This window comes from Bradyrhizobium manausense (assembly GCF_018130615.1).
Classification (GTDB): Bacteria; Pseudomonadota; Alphaproteobacteria; order Rhizobiales; family Xanthobacteraceae; genus Bradyrhizobium; species Bradyrhizobium manausense_A.
Map to the genome: position 1 here is coordinate 292677 of NZ_JAFCKB010000005.1, position 19553 is coordinate 312229.

At 63.4% G+C, this 19553-nt stretch carries 18 protein-coding genes; 7 read left to right on the forward strand and 11 right to left on the reverse strand.

All coding sequences use genetic code 11. The features are described from left to right. Window positions 1–327: 327 nt before the first annotated feature. The 4 genes from JQ587_RS12620 (at window position 328) to JQ587_RS12635 (ending at window position 4552) form a co-directional block, all read left to right on the forward strand. On the forward strand, window positions 328–1179 hold the full coding sequence (locus tag JQ587_RS12620) for a 3-hydroxybutyryl-CoA dehydrogenase (protein WP_212298700.1): 852 nt from the start codon (window positions 328–330) through the stop codon (window positions 1177–1179). A gap of 135 nt (window positions 1180–1314) precedes the next feature. Beyond that, window positions 1315–1779 (forward strand): group III truncated hemoglobin, encoded by a 465-nt coding sequence (locus JQ587_RS12625; RefSeq protein WP_212425492.1) that lies wholly within the window; start codon window positions 1315–1317, stop codon window positions 1777–1779. 264 nt (window positions 1780–2043) lie between these two features. Beyond that, window positions 2044–2697: a QcrA and Rieske domain-containing protein gene (locus JQ587_RS12630; RefSeq protein WP_212425493.1), complete on the forward strand. Its 654-nt coding sequence runs from the start codon at window positions 2044–2046 to the stop codon at window positions 2695–2697. A 130-nt stretch (window positions 2698–2827) separates the two neighbouring features. Next, entirely contained in the window at window positions 2828–4552 is a 1725-nt protein-coding gene (locus tag JQ587_RS12635; protein WP_212425568.1) for a methanol/ethanol family PQQ-dependent dehydrogenase, read from the forward strand. 162 nt (window positions 4553–4714) lie between these two features. On the opposite strand, the gene JQ587_RS12640 is transcribed toward JQ587_RS12635, so the two are convergent. The 6 genes from JQ587_RS12640 to xoxF5 form a co-directional block, all read right to left on the reverse strand. Beyond that, the gene (locus JQ587_RS12640; protein ID WP_212425494.1) at window positions 4715–7027 is read right to left on the reverse strand and encodes a xanthine dehydrogenase family protein molybdopterin-binding subunit; all 2313 of its coding nucleotides are present in this window, start codon (window positions 7025–7027) and stop codon (window positions 4715–4717) included. Window position 7028: 1 nt separating this feature from the next. Further along, complete coding sequence (locus tag JQ587_RS12645; RefSeq protein ID WP_188104837.1) at window positions 7029–7481, reverse strand: (2Fe-2S)-binding protein; 453 nt, start codon at window positions 7479–7481, stop codon at window positions 7029–7031. Between the two features lie 605 nt (window positions 7482–8086). Further along, window positions 8087–8650 (reverse strand): S-(hydroxymethyl)glutathione synthase, encoded by a 564-nt coding sequence (gene gfa / locus JQ587_RS12650; protein ID WP_212298694.1) that lies wholly within the window; start codon window positions 8648–8650, stop codon window positions 8087–8089. A gap of 33 nt (window positions 8651–8683) precedes the next feature. Next, complete coding sequence (locus tag JQ587_RS12655) at window positions 8684–9793, reverse strand: S-(hydroxymethyl)glutathione dehydrogenase/class III alcohol dehydrogenase (protein WP_212298693.1); 1110 nt, start codon at window positions 9791–9793, stop codon at window positions 8684–8686. A 61-nt stretch (window positions 9794–9854) separates the two neighbouring features. Continuing rightward, window positions 9855–10343, reverse strand: a complete 489-nt coding sequence (locus JQ587_RS12660) for a c-type cytochrome, methanol metabolism-related (RefSeq protein ID WP_212299178.1) — start codon at window positions 10341–10343, stop codon at window positions 9855–9857. A 111-nt stretch (window positions 10344–10454) separates the two neighbouring features. Next, window positions 10455–12260 carry a lanthanide-dependent methanol dehydrogenase XoxF5 gene (gene xoxF5 / locus JQ587_RS12665; protein ID WP_212298692.1) on the reverse strand — a complete coding sequence of 602 codons (1806 nt, stop codon included), beginning with the start codon at window positions 12258–12260 and terminating at the stop codon, window positions 10455–10457. Between the two features lie 511 nt (window positions 12261–12771). Between xoxF5 and JQ587_RS12670 the strand changes: the two genes are divergently transcribed. Next, complete coding sequence (locus JQ587_RS12670; RefSeq protein ID WP_212298691.1) at window positions 12772–13740, forward strand: helix-turn-helix domain-containing protein; 969 nt, start codon at window positions 12772–12774, stop codon at window positions 13738–13740. A 10-nt stretch (window positions 13741–13750) separates the two neighbouring features. Here JQ587_RS12670 and JQ587_RS12675 read toward each other — a convergent pair whose 3' ends face one another. From JQ587_RS12675 to JQ587_RS12695, 5 genes are all read right to left on the reverse strand, one after another. Continuing rightward, the gene (locus tag JQ587_RS12675; RefSeq protein ID WP_212425495.1) at window positions 13751–14176 is read right to left on the reverse strand and encodes a hypothetical protein; all 426 of its coding nucleotides are present in this window, start codon (window positions 14174–14176) and stop codon (window positions 13751–13753) included. Window positions 14177–14256: 80 nt separating this feature from the next. Next, window positions 14257–15297 carry an FUSC family protein gene (locus JQ587_RS12680; protein ID WP_212425496.1) on the reverse strand — a complete coding sequence of 347 codons (1041 nt, stop codon included), beginning with the start codon at window positions 15295–15297 and terminating at the stop codon, window positions 14257–14259. 158 nt (window positions 15298–15455) lie between these two features. Continuing rightward, the gene (locus tag JQ587_RS12685; RefSeq protein ID WP_212425497.1) at window positions 15456–16382 is read right to left on the reverse strand and encodes a type 2 periplasmic-binding domain-containing protein; all 927 of its coding nucleotides are present in this window, start codon (window positions 16380–16382) and stop codon (window positions 15456–15458) included. Continuing rightward, window positions 16379–16723, reverse strand: a complete 345-nt coding sequence (locus JQ587_RS12690; RefSeq protein ID WP_212298687.1) for a c-type cytochrome — start codon at window positions 16721–16723, stop codon at window positions 16379–16381. The genes JQ587_RS12685 and JQ587_RS12690 overlap by 4 nt, the downstream gene beginning before the upstream one ends. A gap of 21 nt (window positions 16724–16744) precedes the next feature. Further along, a complete protein-coding gene (locus tag JQ587_RS12695) occupies window positions 16745–18409 on the reverse strand; it encodes a methanol/ethanol family PQQ-dependent dehydrogenase (protein WP_212425498.1) in 1665 nt (554 codons plus the stop codon). A gap of 343 nt (window positions 18410–18752) precedes the next feature. Here JQ587_RS12695 and lanM point away from each other — a divergent pair, with 343 nt between their 5' ends. Further along, window positions 18753–19145 (forward strand): lanmodulin LanM, encoded by a 393-nt coding sequence (gene lanM / locus JQ587_RS12700; protein ID WP_212425499.1) that lies wholly within the window; start codon window positions 18753–18755, stop codon window positions 19143–19145. Window positions 19146–19316: 171 nt separating this feature from the next. Continuing rightward, a complete protein-coding gene (pqqA, locus tag JQ587_RS12705) occupies window positions 19317–19397 on the forward strand; it encodes a pyrroloquinoline quinone precursor peptide PqqA (RefSeq protein ID WP_012029362.1) in 81 nt (26 codons plus the stop codon). Window positions 19398–19553: the final 156 nt, after the last annotated feature.

Genomic DNA, 19553 nt, shown 5'->3' on the forward strand with positions numbered 1-19553 from the left:
GGGCTCAGGCCGGCTCTCGGGACGTCGGGGGCCCATTTCAATGGCCTTGGGTCATGATTGCCGAGCCAACCATTGCGGCGAGCAGGAGCGCCGTCCCGATCCACTCGGCAACGGCGAAACCAGCCGCAAAACTCGGGCCGAAACGGCCGCGAGACCGCGAAATCACGCCCTTTGCGGTCAGAAAGGCGACTTTATTCTCGCCACGGATGCTTTAAGGAAGAGCCTGGATGCGGCGCCGCACATAAGGCGCCGCAGATCGGAATTCAGGTCAAACCGGGCTCGCCGCCGCCAGAGGCCAAGCCCGCTCAACGAGAAGGACGTCAGGCTATGATCAATACCGTTGGCATCATCGGAGCAGGGACCATGGGCAACGGCATCGCGCAGGTCTGCGCCGCGGCCGGGCTTTCGGTCGTGATGGTCGACATCTCCGATGCGGCGGTGAGCCGCGGCATTTCGACTGTTGGCGGCAGCCTCGAGCGCCTGGTCAAGAAGGAGAAGATGTCGGCGGCCGATCGTGAGGCGACGCTCAAGCGCATCACCGGCACCACCGACCGCGCGAAGCTTGCGGATTGTGATCTCGTCATCGAGGCCGCCACTGAGAACGAGGAGCTTAAGGTCAAGATCCTGAAGGACCTCTGCGCCACGCTGTCGCCGCGCACGCTGGTTGCAACCAACACCTCGTCGATCTCGATCACCAAGCTTGCGGCGGCGACCGATCGCCCCGATCGCTTCATCGGCATGCACTTCTTCAACCCGGTTCCGGTGATGGCGCTGCTGGAGCTCATCCGCGGCCTGCAGACATCGGACGACACCCACGCCAAGGCGCTCGATTTCGCCCAGCGCGTCGGCAAGGTGGCGATCACGGCCAAGAACAGCCCGGGCTTCGCCGTCAACCGCATCCTGTGCCCGATGATCAACGAGGCGATCTTCGCACTCCAGGAGGGCATTGCGACCGCCGAGGAGATCGATGCCGGCATGAAGCTCGGCTGCAACCATCCGATCGGGCCGCTGGCGCTGGCGGATCTCGTTGGCCTCGACACCATGTTGTCGGTGATGGAGGTCTTTTATAAGGGCTTCAACGACCCCAAATACCGTCCAGCCCCCTTGCTCAAGGAAATGGTCGATGCCGGCCATCTCGGCCGCAAGACCGGGCAGGGTTTCTACACCTACGGCGCCTGATCTTGGCGTGGGCGGCGGGCTTCAACCCCCGCCGCTCAATCCCGCAATTTGCGCTGCGACAAAGACGAACGCAGCGCTTTGGCCCGACAACGTCGCACGGCGGTTCGCGGGAACAACGAACGGAACACGAAGGACATGTCGGATCGACTGAAGGCCGAGCGGGAAGCTGCGGCCCAACGGCGGAACCTGCTGACCCAGGATGCGATCGAGCGCACCGGGATCACTGAGGAGATGATCGGAGAACTCGTCACCCGCTTCTATGGGCGCGTGCGCGAGGACGCGCTGCTTGGGCCGGCGTTCACGATTGTGCAGAATTGGGACGAGCATCTTGCCAAGCTCAGGGATTTCTGGTCGTCGGTCGTGCTGATGAGCGGTCGCTATCACGGCTCGCCGATGCGGGCGCATATCCCGCTCAGCCTGATCGGCGATCATTTCGACCGCTGGCTCGATCTGTTCGAGCAGACTGCGCGCGAAGTCTGCCCGCCGCCGGCAGCTAGCCTCTTCATCGACAAGGCCCGCCGCATCGCCGACAGTTTTGAGATGGCGTCGGCAACGATCGCCGGCCGCATCGCCGCGCCGCGTCACGTGCTCAGGTCCTGAACACGACGCATCTGCCTGCAAAACGTGCAGTTGAATCGCGTTGAGGTTGCCGCGCGCTGCGGACGGCGCGCTGCACCAATTCCTGCATCATCGGTCTGATCTGCAAAATCATCATGCGGATCGCGCGGCATGACGTTGAAATGGCAAAAACGCGTTTGAATGCGTGCGATCTCGTTCAATCAAAGCGAGTAAAGCCATATTGATGCACTGCGGCGCCAATTCTTCGCCTTCATTTCGGCAGAGTTCCAGCGCCTGCTACTGTGCATGTCGCGCGCATCATTCAGTATCACTTCATCATCCTCCGACAGCACTGCTGAACCACAAGCCGACGCGCACGCCGAGCAGACGCGGCGAGAGCTGCTGCTTGGTGCGCTCGCCACCACCGCGTGCTTCGGCTGTTCCGCGCCGGCACGCGCGGGTGAAGATCAGCCCGGCGCCGACGAGCGGCCGCAGAAGGGCGACGTGCTCGTGTTCTCGGAGGGCGACAGAGAAGGAAAGCTGATCAAGGCGGCTGACCTGACGGTTGGCGGCCCGCCGGTGCATGCCTGGCCGCAGGATCCCAAGACATCAGTGGTGCGCAACGCCTCGCGGCTCAACGAGCTCCTGATCATCCGGCTCGATCCTGCCGAGCTTGACGAGCAGACCAAGGCGCGTGCCGTCGACGGCATCCTCGCCTATTCGGCGATCTGCGCCCATGCCGGATGTCCCGTCACCGCCTGGGTGAAGAGCGATGTCGGCGACAAGGATGTGTTCAAGTGCATGTGCCACAACTCCGAATACGATCCCCGCGCCGGCGCGCAGGTGGTGTTCGGGCCGGCGCCGCGGCGGCTCGCAGCACTGCCGCTGGCGCTCGCTGACGGCTCGCTCAGCGTCGCGGGTGGCTTCATCGGAAAGGTAGGTGGCGCGCAGCCGGGATGATGGACGGTGCGGGATGGGCCCGCCTCACGAGAGGCCGCATCCGCCGAGGGGCGGACGCCGGGACGAACGACAAGAATTCAAAACAAGAATTCAATCGGATGAAAAAGGGGAAACGTCCATGAAAACGTCCATGTCCAGGAAGCAATGGCTGCTGTCCGGCTTCGTCGCATTCACGTGTGTTGTCTCGACCGCCGCAATCGCCGGCCCGATCGAGAGCTACGCACCCGTCACCCAGCAGCGCCTGGAGAATCCGGAATCGGGCAATTGGATGCTCTATCGGCGCACCTATGACGGACAGGGCTACAGCCCGCTCGACCAGATCAACACCTCCAACGTCAAGAATCTCACACCGGTCTGGACCTTCGCAACCGGCGTCGTCGAAGGCCATGAGGCGCCGCCGATCGTCAACAACGGCGTGATGTTCGTGGCGACCCCGATGGGCCAGGTGATCGCGCTGAACGCGAAGACCGGCGATGAATATTGGCGCTACAAGCGGCAGCTCCCCGACGATCTGTTCCAACTGCATCCGACCAGCCGCGGCGTCGGCCTGTGGGAGGACAAGCTCTATCTCGCCACCACTGACGACCATGTTGTCGCCCTCGATGCCAAGACCGGCAAGGTGGCGTGGGACACCAAGGTTCAGGATTACAAGAAGGGTCAGTACATGACCCTGATGCCGCTGATCGTTGACGGCAAGGTTATCGTCGGTGGCTCCGGCGGCGAGTTCGGCGTGCGCGGCTATGTCGCCGCCTTCGATGCCAAGGACGGCAAGGAGCTGTGGCGCACCTTCACCATTCCCGGCGAAGGCGAGCCCGGTCACGACACCTGGCAGGGCGACGACTGGAAGAACGGCGGCGGCTCGGCCTGGATGACCGGCACTTACGATAAGGAGACTAAGACGATCTATTGGGGTGTCGGCAATGCCGCGCCGTGGCCCGGCGAGATGCATCCCGGCGACAATCTCTATACCTCGTCGGTGATCGCGCTCGATCCGGGCAATGGCAAGATCAAGACCTACCACCAGTATCACCAGAATGACTCCTGGGACTGGGACGAGGTCGACGCGCCGATGCTGATCGATCTCCAGCGTGACGGCCGCAGCATCAAGAGCCTGGTTCATCCCGGGCGCGATGCGATTTTCTGGGTGCTCGAGCGCACACCGACCAAGATCAACTACGTCGCCGGCTGGCCGTTCGTCTCGACCGACGTCTGGAAGGGCATCGACGAGAACGGCAAGCCGATCCTCGATCCCGCGCACAAGCCGGTGGTCGGCAAGCGCGTGGAATTCTGCCCGTCGCTGTGGGGCGGCAAGGACTGGCCGTCGGCGGCCTACAGTCAGAAGACAGGGCTCGTCTACGTGCCGGCCAACGAGAACTTCTGCGGCGGCTTCACCGGCGAGAAGATCGCGCTCAAGCCCGGCGAGCTCTGGCTCGGCACCAAGCCGGAAGATATCGGCCTGAAGACCAAGCCGGGCGCCGATCATTTTGGTGAGATCCAGGCCTGGGACCCCGCGACCGGCAAGAAGGTGTGGCAGCACAACTTCCCGAAATCGCAGATGTTCGGTTCGGTCACGGCAACCGCAGGCGATCTCGTCTTCGCCGGCGGCACCAACGACCGCAACTTCCGCGCCTTCAATGCCAAGACTGGCGAGCTGCTGTGGGAGCAGAAGACCAACTCCGGCATCATGGGCATGCCGATGTCCTACGAGATCGACGGCACGCAATACATCGCGATCCAGTCGGGCTGGGGCGTGGACGCGCAACGCATCCAGGACGCGCTCGCGACCAATAATATCGGCATCGAGTCCAACGTGCCGCAGGGCGGCGTGATCTGGGTGTTCGCGCTGAAGAAATAAGCTCCGCAGGCGGATCGAGAGAAGCGGAGCGTCAGGGGGCAAATGCGGCGGGCGGCAACGTCCGCCGCATTTTGCGTGTGGGATGCGGGCTGCGACCAACACCATGACGATGTCGAAGCACTGGCGCGTAAGGCGGTACGAGGCCGCCTGATGTTCCCAGCCTCAGGCCTCCAATTGCTTGCCGATCGGAAGCGCGCGGATGCGTTTGCCGGTCGCCGCGAAGATCGCGTTCAGCAGCGCCGGCGCGAACGGAGGCACGCCGGGCTCGCCGACACCGCTCGGCGGCGTATCGGGTGAGGGCGGCACGATATGGACGTTGGTCACCAGCGGGGCCTCGTCGATCCTGACGACCTGGAAGTCGTCAAAATTCGTCTGCTCCACCTTGCCGTCCTTGAAGGTGACCGCGCCGTACTTGGCGAGGCTCAGGCCCATGATCGCCGCGCCCTCGATCTGCGAGGCGATGCGCTCGGGATTGACATAAGTGCCGCAATCGATCGCGGTGTCGACCCGCGGCACCGTCAGCTTGCCCTTCTCGTCGACGGCGACCTCGACGATGGTCGCGATGTAGCTGACGAAGCTGCGGTGCACGGCGATGCCGAGGCCGTGGCCCTTGGGCACCTGACGGCCCCATTCGCCCTTCTCGGCAACCAGCTCGACCACCTTGCGCAGGCGCGCGGTGTCGATCGGGTAGCTGTCATAGGGCTCGCCATAGTTCCACATGTCCTTCACGTTGGGCTTGACGATGCGCGGGCTGCCGATCAGCGCGAGCAGCGTCTCCTTCTGGTCCCGGCCGGTCGCGTTGGCGATCTCGCCGACCATCGACTGCACCGCGAAGGCCCGCGGGATGTTCGAGACCGAACGGAACCAGCCGATGCGCGTAAACGCTGCGGCTTCCGGGTTCTCGCAACTGATATTGGCGATCTCGAAGGGCATGTCGACGAGGCCCATGCCGAGCTCGAAAGGCGCCTGATGCTTGGTACCCGCGGCGAAGGTCGAGGCGATGCTCGGCGCCACGCTGCGGTGACGCCAGGCGGTGACCTTGCCGTCCTTGTCGAGGCCTGCCTCGATGCGCTCGACCGAGACGGTGTGCAGGAAGCCGTTATGGATGTCGTCCTCGCGTGTCCATTGCACCTTCACCGGCGCGCCGAGCTCCTTCGACAGCAGGGCGGCTTCGAGTGCATAATCGCATTTCGACTTGCGGCCGAAACCGCCGCCGAGCAGCGTGACGTTGACGGTGACGTTGCCCTCGGGAATGCCGAGCGTCTTGGCGACGTCCTCGCGCGTGCCGCCGGGGCTCTGCACCGGTGCCCAGATCTCCGCCTTGTCGCCCTTGACGTCGGCCACCGCGACCGGCGGCTCCATGCTGACATGGGCGAGATGGGGGATGTAGTACTCGCCGACAATGACCTTGTCCGCGCCCTTCAGTGCGCCGTCGGCATCGCCTTCCTTGCGCACGACGAGACCCGGCTTGCGCGAGGCCTCCTCGAGCTCCTTGCGGTAGGCGACCGAGTCATATTTGCCGTTGGCACCGTCGTCCCAGACCAGCTTCAGCGCGTCGCGGCCCTTGATCGCGGCGCCGGTGTTGCGCGCGATCACCGCGACGCCGCCGAGCGGCTGGAATTTCGACGGCCACGGCCAGCCGCGCACTTGCATCACTTTCTCGACACCTGGCACCTTCAGCGCCGCGTCCGGATCAAACGAGGTGAGCTTGCCGCCGGTCACCGGCGGGCGCGCGATCACGGCGTATTTCATCCCGGGAAGCCGTACGTCGGCGCCGTAACGCGCCTTGCCGGTGGTGATGTCGTGGAGATCGACGATGCCGACCTGGCCCTTGCCGAGATAACGAAAGTCCTTCGGGTCCTTCAGCTTGAGGCCTTCGATGCTCGGTACCGATTCCTTGGCAGCATCGGCCGCGAGCTCGCCGAAGCCGAGCTTGCGTCCGCTCGCGTTGTGGACGACCTCGTGATTGGCCGCCTTGACTTCGGTCGCCGGTACGCCCCAGCGCTTGGCCGCGGCCTGCTCCAGCATGGTGCGGGCCGAGGCGCCGATCTGGCGCATCGGCATCAGATAGTGCCGCGTGCTGCGCGAGCCGTCGGTGTCTTGGTTGCCGAACTTGACCTCGTCGCCATGGGCCTGCTGCACCTTGACCTTGGACCAGTCGGCCTCCATCTCCTCGGCCACGACCAGCGGCAGGCTGGTGCGCACGCCGGTGCCCATCTCGGAGCGATGGGCGAGGATTGTGACGGTGCCGTCGGGCGCGACCGCGACGAACACGCGCGGATCGACCACGATGCCATGCGGCATCTTGCCGGCGCCGGTCTCATAGGCAAAGGCCTGACGCGTCATCACGGGGGCGGCGAGCACGAAGCCGCCGGTGACGCCGAGCCCCTTCAGGATGCTGCGGCGCGAGACCTTCTCGACGCGGATGTTCTTTTCGAAGCCACGAAGCTTCCGGGGATTATCGATGAAATTCATGTCACACTCCCGTCGATGCGAGATGGACCGCGTTCTCGATGCGCTGGTAGCAGCCGCAGCGGCAAATGTTGCCGGACATCGCTTCGCGGATCTGGTCGTGCGACGGCTTGGGATTGTCCATCAGGAGCGCGGCAGCCTGCATGATCTGGCCGGCCTGGCAGAAGCCGCATTGGGGGACGTTGACCTGGCGCCAGGCCTTCTGGACGGGATGATCGCCATCCGGATGCAGCCCCTCGATCGTGGTGACCTCGCGTCCGGCGACGTCGTTGATCGACGTGATGCAGGACCGCACCGCTTCCTTGTCGACGATGACGGTGCAGGCACCGCACAGCGCCTTGCCGCAGCCGAACTTGGTGCCGGTTAGCCCGGCTTCATCGCGCAGGAACCAGAGTAGCGGGAGATCCGGGTCGCCGTCCCAGCTCTGTTCCTGGCCGTTGATCTTCACCTTGATCATGATCGTCCTCGCTCTTCATAAGCTTGCTGATTTCAACATTGCCGATTTCGGTTGGCGCAATGTCCGCTGCGTCGTGTGACCGCATCCTGGCCCGTTGTCCTGCGCGGGCAGGCCCCGGCAGGAAGCTGGAATGCGAATCGCAATGTCCGGATGTGCTCGATACCTCCCGTTTTGTTCTTAATTGATTGAATTCGCGGGCATCGTAACGACGCGACCGTAGCAGAGATCGCGCCGGGCCGGCATCACAGCCGGGTGTTCTTGACGTGAACAGACTGCATCTGAGGTTTGTCAAAAGCAGGGCGCGGCAACATGTCGCTCGTTGCGCGGATACAGGGCTTGGGTGCCGTGAAAAAAGCTTCGTCCGCCAGAGGGACTGCACGGACGAAGCAGTAGTCCTCAGTCGAGGGAGGGAGAATCGCAGGGCACGCTGACTTCAAGCAGAAGAGGGCGGCGCTGCGCAGTCATTCAGAGACCAGGACTGAGGGAGCGGAACGCGCTCGCATACGCACAGTGCACAGGCGGCAAATCGCCGCGATCATTCGGGAACTGCACCCGTCCGCTCGCGGATAGCCAGCGAGCGGACGGGCGATGTCAGGCGGCCGTGCTCAGGCGGCCTTGGCTTTTGCCACGTGGGTCGCGATCGCATCCATCAGCGCCGGCGACAGGCAGTCATAGGGCTCGAGGCCGATTTCCTTGAGCCGCGACCGGATGCCGGCCATCTGCTCCGGCTTCACGCCCGATTCGATCACCGAGGAGACGAAGGCGGCGAATTGCGGCGCCTGCGAACCCTGCTCCTGGAACAGTTCCGGATGGATGAAATCGAGCCCGTAGAACGGATGGTTCTTGTTCTCGATCCGGCCGTACATGTGCGTACCGCACGCCTTGCAGGCGTGACGCTGGATCACCGCGGAGGGATCGACGATCTGGAGCTTGTCGCCGTTCTCGGTCACGGTGATGTTCTGGCGGGGCACCACTGCGACGACCGAGAAGTTGGCGCCTTGCGGCTTCCAGCACTTGGTGCAGCCGCAGGCGTGGTTATGAGCGACGTCGCCCTTCACCGCGACCTTGACCGGATGGTCCGAGCATTTGCAGACCAGGGTGCCGCCGGCAAAGCTGCCGCTGCCCTGTTTGACGCCGTTATCGATCGAGGGATGGAGTGAAACAGTCATGGGTCGATCCTCCTTGGGGTGACGTTTTTCGAATTAGAACACGACGACAGAACGGATGGATTTGCCCTCATGCATGAGGTCGAAGCCCTTGTTGATGTCTTCGAGCTTGAGCGTGTGGGTGATCATCGGGTCGATCTGGATCTTTCCGTTCATGTACCAGTCGACGATCTTCGGCACGTCGGTGCGGCCGCGCGCGCCGCCGAAGGCCGTGCCGCGCCAGTTGCGCCCGGTGACGAGCTGGAACGGGCGGGTGGCGATCTCCTTGCCGGATTCGGCAACGCCGATGACGATCGAGGTGCCCCAGCCGCGATGGCAGGCTTCCAGCGCCTGCCGCATCACCGTGGTGTTGCCGGTGCAGTCGAAGGTGTAGTCGGCGCCGCCGTCGGTGAGGCCGACGAGATGCGGAACGATGTCGCCGGTGATCTTCTTGGGGTTGACGAATTCGGTCATGCCGAACCGGCGGCCCCATTCCTCCTTGGAGTCGTTGATGTCGACGCCGATGATCTTGTCGGCACCGGCCATCTTGGCGCCCTGGATCACGTTGAGGCCGATACCGCCGAGGCCGAACACGACGACGTTGGAGCCCGGCGTGACCTTTGCGGTGTTGACCACGGCGCCGACGCCGGTGGTGACGCCGCAGCCGATGTAGCAGCTCTTGTCGAAGGGGGCGTCCTCGCGGATCTTCGCCACCGCGATCTCCGGCAGCACCGTGAAGTTGGAGAAGGTCGAGCAACCCATGTAGTGGTAGATCGGCTTGCCCTTGTAGGAGAAGCGGCTGGTGCCGTCAGGCATCACGCCCTTGCCCTGCGTCGCGCGGATCGCGGTGCAGAGGTTGGTCTTCTGGCTCAGGCAGCTTTTGCACTGCCGGCATTCCGGCGTGTAGAGCGGAATGACGTGATCGCCCGGCTTCACCGAGGTCACGCCCGCGCCGATCTCGCGGATGATGCCGGCACCCTCATGGCCGAGGATTGACGGGAAGATTCCCTCGCTGTCGAAACCGTCGAGCGTGTAGGCGTCGGTGTGGCAGATGCCCGTCGCCTTGATCTCTACCAGGACTTCGCCGGCCTTCGGCCCTTCCAGATCGACTTCGACGATTTCGAGCGGCTTCTTGGCTTCGAAAGCGACGGCAGCACGTGTCTTCATCGGTAGCTCCTCAAATTCTCGCAGGGCGCCAAGACGTGCGTCTCAGTCGGGCCCCAGACGTTCACTTCTTGCCCATGCACGAGTCTTCATTCTTGGTATAGGCGTCGCTCTTGTCCTCATGCTTGCCGGGACGGGCACGGCCCCAGGCTTCATTGGAGCGGGCGCGCAGATAGACGTAGAGATCGTCCATGTAGCAGGCGACGTTCGGATTATCGCCGAACGCCGGCATCACGTTCTCTGCGGCGGTCGAGATGTTCTTGCGGCCCGAGGCGACGACGCCGAGAAAATCGGCATAGCTCATGGTCTTGAGCGAATCCTTCAGTGCTGGCGCGTAGGTCGAGCCCATGCCATCCGGGCCATGACACACATGGCAGTCCGAGTGATAGCGGCGGTATCCGGAATAAGTGTACCAGTCGACGGAGTCGCCATTGATCTTGTAGGTCGGGTTGCCATCCTTATCGAGCCATTCGCCAGTTTCGTTCTGCTTGACGGCAGTCGGATCGCCCGAGCCGTCCGCGACAGCAATTCCCCCGGACGCAACGAAGATCATCGCAGCAATGACAGAGCAGATTTTACGCAAGAGGTGTTCCTCGAAGGCGTTCGGTGGAGACGAGCCGGCGCGTGGAGTTGATCCACGCGCCGGAGCGAGACGAGGTCGAGGCTAGTTCGCAGGCAGCGAGAACACGGTCAGCGTGCCGCCGAGTGCCGTGTAGTTGCTGAGCGCAGCGTAGCCACCGACAGCACCGAGGCCCGCAGTCGGATCGGTCAGACCCGCTGCCAGACCGATGCCGGCCCAACCGCCGACGCCGGAGAGCACGGCAACATACTGCTTGCCGCCGTTCTCATAGGTCGTGACGTTGCCGATGATGCCGGAAGGAGTCTTGAACTTGTAGAGCTCCTTGCCGGTCTTGGCGTCGACAGCCTTCAGGTAGCCTTCGAGCGTGCCGTAGAACACCACGCCGCCGGCGGTTGCGAGCGCACCCGACCAGACCGAGAACTGCTCCTTGTTCGACCAGACGATCTTGCCGGTCTTGCCGTCCCAGGCGATGAAGTTACCCATGTTGGTCTCGCCGGCAGGCGGATACATCGAGAGCGTTGCGCCCACATAGGGCTGGCCCGCGGTGTAGCTCACCTTGAACGGTTCGTAGTCCATGCAGACATGGTTGGTCGGGACGTAGAACAGCTGCGTATCCGGCGAGTAGGCCGCCGGCTGCTCGTCCTTGGTGCCGAGCGCGGCCGGGCAGATGCCCTTCACGTTGTGATCTTCGCCGGCCTTGTCGGTCGAAGCTGCGTCGAGCACCTTCGGACGACCATAGGTGGCGGAGTTCTTGTCCATGTCGACGCCGGAGGTCCAGTTCACCTTCGGGTCGTACTTCTCGGCGACCAGAAGCTCACCGGTGCCGCGATCGAGCGTATAGCCGAGGCCGTTACGATCGAAATGCGTCAGCAGCTTGCGTGCCTGGCCATTAATCGACTGATCCGAGAGGATCATCTCGTTGACGCCGTCATAGTCCCATTCGTCATGGGGCGTCATCTGATAGACCCACTTGGCAACGCCGGTATCCGGGTTACGCGCCCAGATCGTCATCGACCATTTGTTGTCGCCGGGACGCTGCTTCGGATTCCAGGTCGAGGGATTGCCCGATCCGTAGTAGATCAGGTTCATCTCGGGATCGTAGGAGATCCAGCCCCAGGTGGCGCCGCCGCCGATCTTCCACTGATCGCCCTGCCAGGTCTTGAGGCTCGAATCCTTGCCGATCGGCTTGCCGAGTGCGGTGGTCTTGTCGTCGACCAGGATCTGGTCATCCGGACCTTCCGAATAGCCACGCCAGGCCAGCTTGCCGGTCTTGATGTCGTAGGCGCTCATGTGGGCCTGAACGCCGAACTCGCCACCGGAGATGCCGATCAGCACCTTGTCCTTGACGACCATCGGTGCCGAGGTTCCGGTCTCACCCTTGCTGGGATCGCCGTTCTTCGCGGTCCATGCGACCTGACCGGTCTTGGCGTCGAGCGCGACGAGGGTCGTGTCGGCCTGGTGCAGGAAGATCTTGCCGTCGCCGAAGGCGAGGCCGCGGTTAACGGTATCGCAGCACATCACCGGGATGACGTTCGGATCCTGCTTCGGCTCGTACTTCCAGACGATCTTGTTCTCGTTGGAAAGGTCAATGGCGTAGACCTTGTTCGGGAACGGCGTATGGACGTACATCATGTTGCCGACGATCAGCGGGCCGCCTTCGTGGCCGCGCAGCACGCCGGTCGAGAAGGTCCAGGCGACCTGGAGCTTGCCGACATTTTGTGCGTTGATCTGGTTCAGCTTGGAATAGCGGTTATTGGCGTAGTCGCCGGTCGGCATCACCCAGTCTTTCGGGTTCTGCGACATCTTGTTCAGCTCGTCATTGGCTGACGCGCTCCCGACGGCGAGAGCCGCCGCGGAGCCAAGAAAGGTCGCCAGTAGCACCTTGCGCATAGTCATTCCTCCGTTGGTCTCGTTTATTGTTTCCGAAGCGTTGCTCAATCACCGGGCTTCTCGTCCGGCGTCTGCTCGTGCAGGGCGGTCGCGATTGGGACCAGAAACGATGCTGTGCTGTTTCCTCCTCCTGATGAGAGCCACAGGTCCGCGTGCAGGAGCGGCCCGTTCTTTTTGTTCCTGCCGCAATTCGTAACGACTTCGTCACCGGGAAACTTGCCCAAGAGAGAAGCTGATTTGCTCGATAGCGCACGGATGCGAAGTTTTTGATTTTGCAGTAGCGAATTCAGCGGCTTCGACGTTGCGCGGTGCGGCTCTCAACGCTCAGGTTCCCCTTGACGGCGGTGCAACTAAGGCGGAGGATTGTCCTTCAAGGGTGGCAATGGAGCGATGGCGCTCGTTCCCAAGACCGCCCAAATTTGAGGTAAACGTCACGCAATCACGGCTGAGGGCTCCAGCAGCGCTGGTCGCGATTCGCGTCGAATCCCGAAACACACCAGTGGCTGGATTAATGTCCGACACCATTCACACGTTCTCGACGACCGGCATGACGCCGAAGCGCCAGATCCAGAGTTGGATCGATGGGCTGACGAGCCTGTGTGGGCATTTCGACGTCGATCCGCTGGAGGCGTCCTCGCTCGAAGGACGCATCGACTACACCAGCGTCTCTCGCCTCAAGCTCTGCCAGATCGAGGTGAGCCAGCATCGCATCGCGCACACACTGGCGCGCGCCAAGGCCAATGAACACCCGTACATCAAGATCCACTTCCAGACCTACGGCGTGTCCTATTTCGAGCAGGAAGGCCGCCACATCGAGCTGAACCCGGGCGACATCATCGCCTATGACGTCTCATGCCCGCATTTGATCGTCAGTCCCGCCTTCACGCGCCACGACGTGGTGATCGTGCCGAAGGCGCTGCTGCGCGATCGCGGCTTCCCGTCGCAGCGCATGCCGGCCTGCAAGCTGTCGGCCAAGACAGGGACAGGGCGGATCGCCCACGATTTCGTCCATGCCACGTTCGACGAGGCCGCGAAGCTGTCGGCCAACAGCGCGGTCGGCGTTGCCGATTCGCTGATCGACCTGCTGCTGCTGCCGCTGCGCGAAGCCGACACGATGTTCGATCGTGTTGGGCCCGAGGCGATGTATGTGCGTGCCCAATTTTTCATCCGCGAGCACCTGCGCGATCCCGATCTGTGCATCGACCAGATCTCGGCCGAGCTCGGCTGCTCCAAGCGTTATCTGCACATGCTTTTCTCCGAGCGCGGCACCACGGTGAGCGACTACATCTGGCAGGCGCGTCTTCAGAATTGCCGCCAGGAGCTCGAGGCCCACGCCGGCAAGACCATCACCGATGTGGCATTCTCCTGGGGCTTCTCAAGCTCGTCGCATTTCAGCCGCGTGTTCCGGAAATATTTCGGCGTGGTGCCGTCCTCGATCCACAAGGCGCAGCAGAACGCCGTTGCCGCGGGCGAAAATTAGGCCTGCCTGCTCAAGTCGACATGGCGACGTAGGGAATGCTGGTTACGAGCGCCGCGACCAGCGCTGCGTTGCAGAGCATTCCACTCCAATGCAGTCGACGCAGTCGGCGCACGGCCTCGGTGTCGCCCGCATCCCTGGCGCTGAGCTCGTTATCCATCCGTCGCATGAACCGACCGCGTCCCCAGATCGCGAGGGCCGCAATTAGGCCAATGCCGGCCGCGAACAGCGGTCGCCCGGCGAAGATGAAAGCGGCCGTCCCAAAGACGCCGGTCAGAGCAATCATTCTGAACTGGATGTTGAACATCCCGCGCAGCAACTGCGTGACGGGCGGGATGTCGAGCTTCACCAGCAGGAACGCGGGCGAAGCCAGCAGGAAATAGCCCATCGGAAAAAGCAGGATGACCAGGGCCGCGACGGCGACAGCATCGGGTTTCATAGGCTCGGCCTTTCTCGCCCGGAGCGGAGAGGGCGTCCGGCGACAGCGCGTGATCATAGCTGGCCAAGGCGCTTGCGACACTAGGCTTTGGTTGGATGCGAAGGGGGCGGCCCGCCTTTCGGCGTCACGCGCTGCCAGACGATGTCGGTCAGGGCGACCGCGATCAGGCCGAACGCGCCGCCGATGATGACATTGCCGATGCGTTCCTCCGCAATGCCGCTGGCGCCGCCGGCGAAGGATGCGGCGAGCGCGATGAAGAAGCAGCGCAGGCCGAAGCCGACGACATAGCGGGAGAACGAGATCAGCGTGAGCGTGGCGGCGAGAACCGCAAGCGCATAGCCGACGCGGTTCTGTGGCAGCGCGAGGCCTGCGAGGAAGCCCGAGGGCACGCCGGCGAGCGCGCCGATCGCGCGCTGCTTCAGCTTGTCGGTGGAGGCGGAGAGATCGCCGACCACGACGCTCGCGGCCGACCACATCACCCATTGCCCTTGCGCGAGGTTCAGGATCTCGACCAGTGCCGCCGCGGCGAAGACCGCGATGGCGGTGGCCGTTGCGGGCAGCAGCCATTTGGTCGCGGGCAGTCCGAACGAGGTTGCTGCTTTGGTGCGTCGCCGCTGGTCGTAGATCTGGATGCCGCAGACCAGCGCCAGCGCGACCGGCGAAGCGACAATGACGATGCCGGCATGCCGCAGAGCTTCCGAGGCGCTCATGCCCTCGTGCACCTCGCAGGCGAGATAGACCGCCGGGATAAACACCCAATTGCCGAGCGTGCGAAAATCTTCGCCATGTCGGGTTGCCGCCACCGTGAGGAACCCGGTGAGCGCCGTCAGCACCACGAACAGCGGTTTGACGGGAGCGGCAAGGAACAGTGCCGCGAACGCGATGAGGATGGCAAGGTAGTGCCACGCTGTGACCTTCGGCGGAGAGTGCAGCCGCAGCGCCGGAATGAGCAGCGACACCGCGATCAGTCCCAAATTCAGCAGCGCCGGCTCGCGCGAGACGAAATAGGCGGCGACGAAGGGGCCGACGACGGTGAGCGCACGCAGGAGCTCGCTGCTCTTGATTTCGCGGGAGAGGAGATCGCGCAGGCCGGTGGCGGACGGAGTGGTCGGGGTGTTCACGGGGCACCGGTGTCAATGAGGCGTTATGCATAGCACAGGAGCGACCTCAAGACTTCAGTGGGGGAACCGACTATCTTGCCTCACTCTCGCTGTCGTCCGCCTTTGCGGGGCGTGACAGCGGAGAGTAGCGCGGCATCACGGCGCTTCGCGTCCGCCCCTCACCGCTGAATGATCTTCGTCCAGACGTCGCCGAGGATCGCGGGCTCGCGCGGCGGCAGATAGGTCAGCCCGGCTTGCTGGCCGAACTCGGCGATCTTGCCCTCGGCGGCAAGATCCGCCAGCGCCTTGTTGACGGCCTCGACCAGGGCAGGATCGCTGCCAAGCCCGACATAGCCGCGATTGACGCCAATCGGGTAATAATATCCGGAGGCCGCGATCGCCGTATCGGGATGCGCGGCGCGGTGGGCGTCGTAGCGCGCGAGGTCGATCAGGGTCGCATCATATTCGCCGCGATTGAGCGCACCCAGAAGGTCATCGCGGGCGGGCACGAGATGGGTGATGTTGTCGATCAGCCGCCCCTTGTCGAAGGTCATCAGGATGGCGTCGCCCAATGAGCCGCTCTCGATCGCGAGGCGAAGGCCGGCGAGATCGCCGATGTCGGCAATCTTGCGCTCGCGCGCCTTCGGTCCAAGCACGACCGTCATCGGCGAATAGACGTAAGGTCTGGTCGGCGTGAGCACGCCGAGCGCCACGCGGCGGCGCCGGTCGTCGCGGGTCGCGCCTGCGAAATCGGGGAGGCGCGCCGTCGGCACGCCGGGCTTGACGAGGGAGTCCGTCGTCAGCGCGTAGCCGCCGACCAGCGAGCAGCGGCTGTCGGAGAGCAGTGCATTGGTTTCGAGCTGCGGGCTCGAATCCTCATCCAGCTTGCTTTCAAACCACTGGATTCTGAGCGGCCGTCCCATCCGATCGGCGATCGCCTGCGCCAGCAGGACGTCGAAGCCTGAGTCCGGCTTGCCGCGGTGGTGCGCCGAGAGCGGCGGGCGGTCCTCGTCCAGACAGACGCTCAGGGGATCGGCCGCCCACGCCGCCATCGCCGGCGCAGCCAGCATCATGGCAAGACCGAGTGCTGCCAGCCGGTTCCTCATGGTCTTCTCCGGCTCGAGATGAAGGCCCAGAGATTGCCGATGTCGTCATCGTTCAAAATGTCGCCCCAGGGCGGCATCCTGTTGTTCTTGCCGTTCTTCACGGTGGTGACGAACCGCGTCTTGTCGTCGGGAAAGGCGCGCAGGTCCGGCGTGATGGTGCCGGAATTCATCATGTTCGGGCCGTGGCAGTGCGAGCATTTCTCGGCATAGGTCGACTTGCCGTGGTCGATCTGCGCCTGCAGCGGATTGCCGTTCGAATCATCCGCGGCACGAACGGTCGCCACAAGCGCGACCGTCAGCACCGCGACGGTGGCGAGGATCGCCACCGTCTTGTGAGCCATGTCTGTCAACGTCTGTTGCCGTTACTGCTTCACCGCAAAGACCCACAGCGAGCCGCCGGGCGGCACCTTGGCCAGCCGCTCGTCGCCGGAGAACAGCGAGTAGACGCCGCCATAGCCGCTGGTGACGGCGATGTACTGCACGCCATCCTGCTGCCAAGTCACCGGTTGTCCCTCGATGCCGGAGCCGGTCTGGAACTGCCAGAGCTTCTTGCCGGTGTCGGCGTCGAAGGCCTCGAACTCGCCGGTCAGCGCGCCCGTGAATACGACGCCGCCTGCGGTCGACAGCACGCCGGAGAAGCGCGGGATGTCGCTTGCCGCTTCCCACTTCGCCTTGCCGGTCATCGGATCGATCGCCTTCAGATGGCCGCGCGCGCCGTCACCCCATTCCCAGGGATCGGTCAGGTCCATGCCGAGATACCATTCACCCTGCTTGAAGGTGGCCGGCTCCGACTTGTACTTGCCGCCGAAGGCGAGCGTGTTGGCGTAGGCGAGGCCGGTCTGCGGGTTGAACGACATCGGCTCCCAGTTCTTGCCGCCGAGGATCGACGGATAGACGGTGACCTTCTTGCCGTCGCGCGCATCCTTGACGACGTCGGTCTCGATCGGACGCCCGGTCTTCAGGTCGACGCCGGTTGCCCAATTCACCTTCACGTAGGGATTGGCCGCGAGCACCTTTCCGTTGGTGCGGTCGAGCACGTAGAAGAAGCCGTTGCGGTTGGCATCCATCAGCACCTTGGTCGGCTTGCCCTCGACGTTCATGTCGGCGAGGACCATCTCGGCCACTGAGTCATAGTCGAACGGATTGTTCGGCGAGAACTGGTAGTGCCACTTGATCTTGCCGGTCTTGGGATCCATCGCCAGCACGGAGCAGGTGTAGAGGTTGTCGCCGGGGCGTACGGCCGCGTTGAACGGGCCGGGATTGCCGATGCCCCAATACACCGTGTTCAGCTCGGGATCGTACGAGCCCGTGATCCAGGTCGAGCCGCCGCCGAGCTTCCAGGTGTCACCCTTCCAGGTGTCGCCGCCGGGCTCGTCCGGCGAGGGGACCGAATGGGTGCGCCAGAGATGCTTGCCCGTCGCCGGGTCCCAGCCGTCGATGAAGCCGCGGGTGCCGAACTCGGCGCCGGAGATGCCGGTGATGACGACACCGTCGGCGACCAGCGGGGCCACCGTCATCGAATAGCCTTCCTTGATGTCGGCCGCCTTCTGCCGCCACAGCTCCTTGCCGTTCTTGGTATCGATCGCGATCACGTTGGCGTCGAGCGTGGTGCGAAACAGCTTGCCGTCGAACAGGGCGGCGCCACGGTTGATGATGCCGCAGCAGACGATACGCGGTGTCTCGGCCGGATATTCGATCTTGGATTTCCAGATCTGCTTGCCGGTCTTGGCGTCGACCGCCATGGTCGCGTTGTGAGAGGTCACGTAGATCACGCCCTGGTAAACCAGCGGCTGCGATTCCTCGCTGCGATCGTCGTTGAAGGAGTAGTTCCAGACCGGGACCAGGTTCTTGACGGTGTCTTTGTTGATCTGGTTCAGCGTTGAGAAGCGCTGGAGATTGTAGCCCATCCCGTAGTTGAGAACGTTCGACGTATCGGTTGCACCCTTGACCAATTGATCGGTCGTCTGTGCACTCGCAACCGAGCATGCGGATATGACGAGGCTCGCGGCCATCGCAAAACGTTTCATCCGTTCCTCCCAATATGCGCGCCTTTTGACGCTGCGACAGCAACACTCTGTCGGAAACCAAAACGCGTCAATACGAAAGTCGAAAGCGGCTTGCCGATATTGTTGGACGTCGTCTGCCGGTCACCTGACGGAAACCTGACAATCTGCTCTCACTTGCGCTCAGGCGCTGAAAAAATTCCGCGGCATGATACAGCGCCTGCGATCCGCGGTGAGGTGCGGGCCGGCGAGGTGGGTGATGTTGCGGTGCGCCGGTTGCATTTCCGGACTTGAACCGGGGCTTGCTTGCGCAATTATGTCGTTAGATCCCCCGTCGAATCGGGGGTCTTGGTCAAGGAGGTCTCAAATGATATCGCGTCGCTCAGTTGCGCTTGCGCTCACACTTGCCGCGCTCTCTGGCCCGGCCTGGTCGGCATCCGGCGGTGCCGTCAAGATGTTCGACACCGACAATGACGGGACCATCGATCTTGCCGAAGCGAAGAAGGCGGCAGCGGCGCTGTTCGCGAAGCTCGATCCCGACCACGACGGGACGCTCGACGCGCGCGAATTGCGCGGACGGTTAACGGCGAAAGAACTCGCCGCCGCCGATCCCGATCACGACGGCACGCTGACGCTCGACGAATATCTTGCCGTGGTGGAGCAGCGCTTCAACGCCGCGAATCCCGACAAGGATGGAACGCTGGATGCGAAGGAGTTGAACTCGCGCGCCGGCCGCGCATTGCTGCGGCTGTTGCGTTGAGCGCAGCCGCGCTTGACTGGGAGCGAAGGCGGCTTGTCCGAGAGTGAACTGTACGCGCGTGGCGCGACAGTTCGCTGTGTTTGCGGTTTGATTCCAGACTTGCGCAGTGCTTGAGGCAGCCCTAGGTTTTGCCCGGCGCGATGTCGCGCTCAATACTTGGGGAGACCCCGAATGGCCTGGAAAGCTCCGAAGATCGTGGAAGTGCCGGTCGGCATGGAAATCAACATGTACGCCTGCGCTGCGCGCAAGTAAGCCTGAAGACCTGCCGCGGCTTCGATGGCAGATGCCGTCGAAGCCGCGGCAGTGTTTTGGCGTTCGGAGCGGTTCGTTCGGCTTCCCTAACGTCCGGCGGCGATAGCGATCGAGCAACGCGCCCGACATCTCAACTGTCAGCTCATGTTTTTGCCC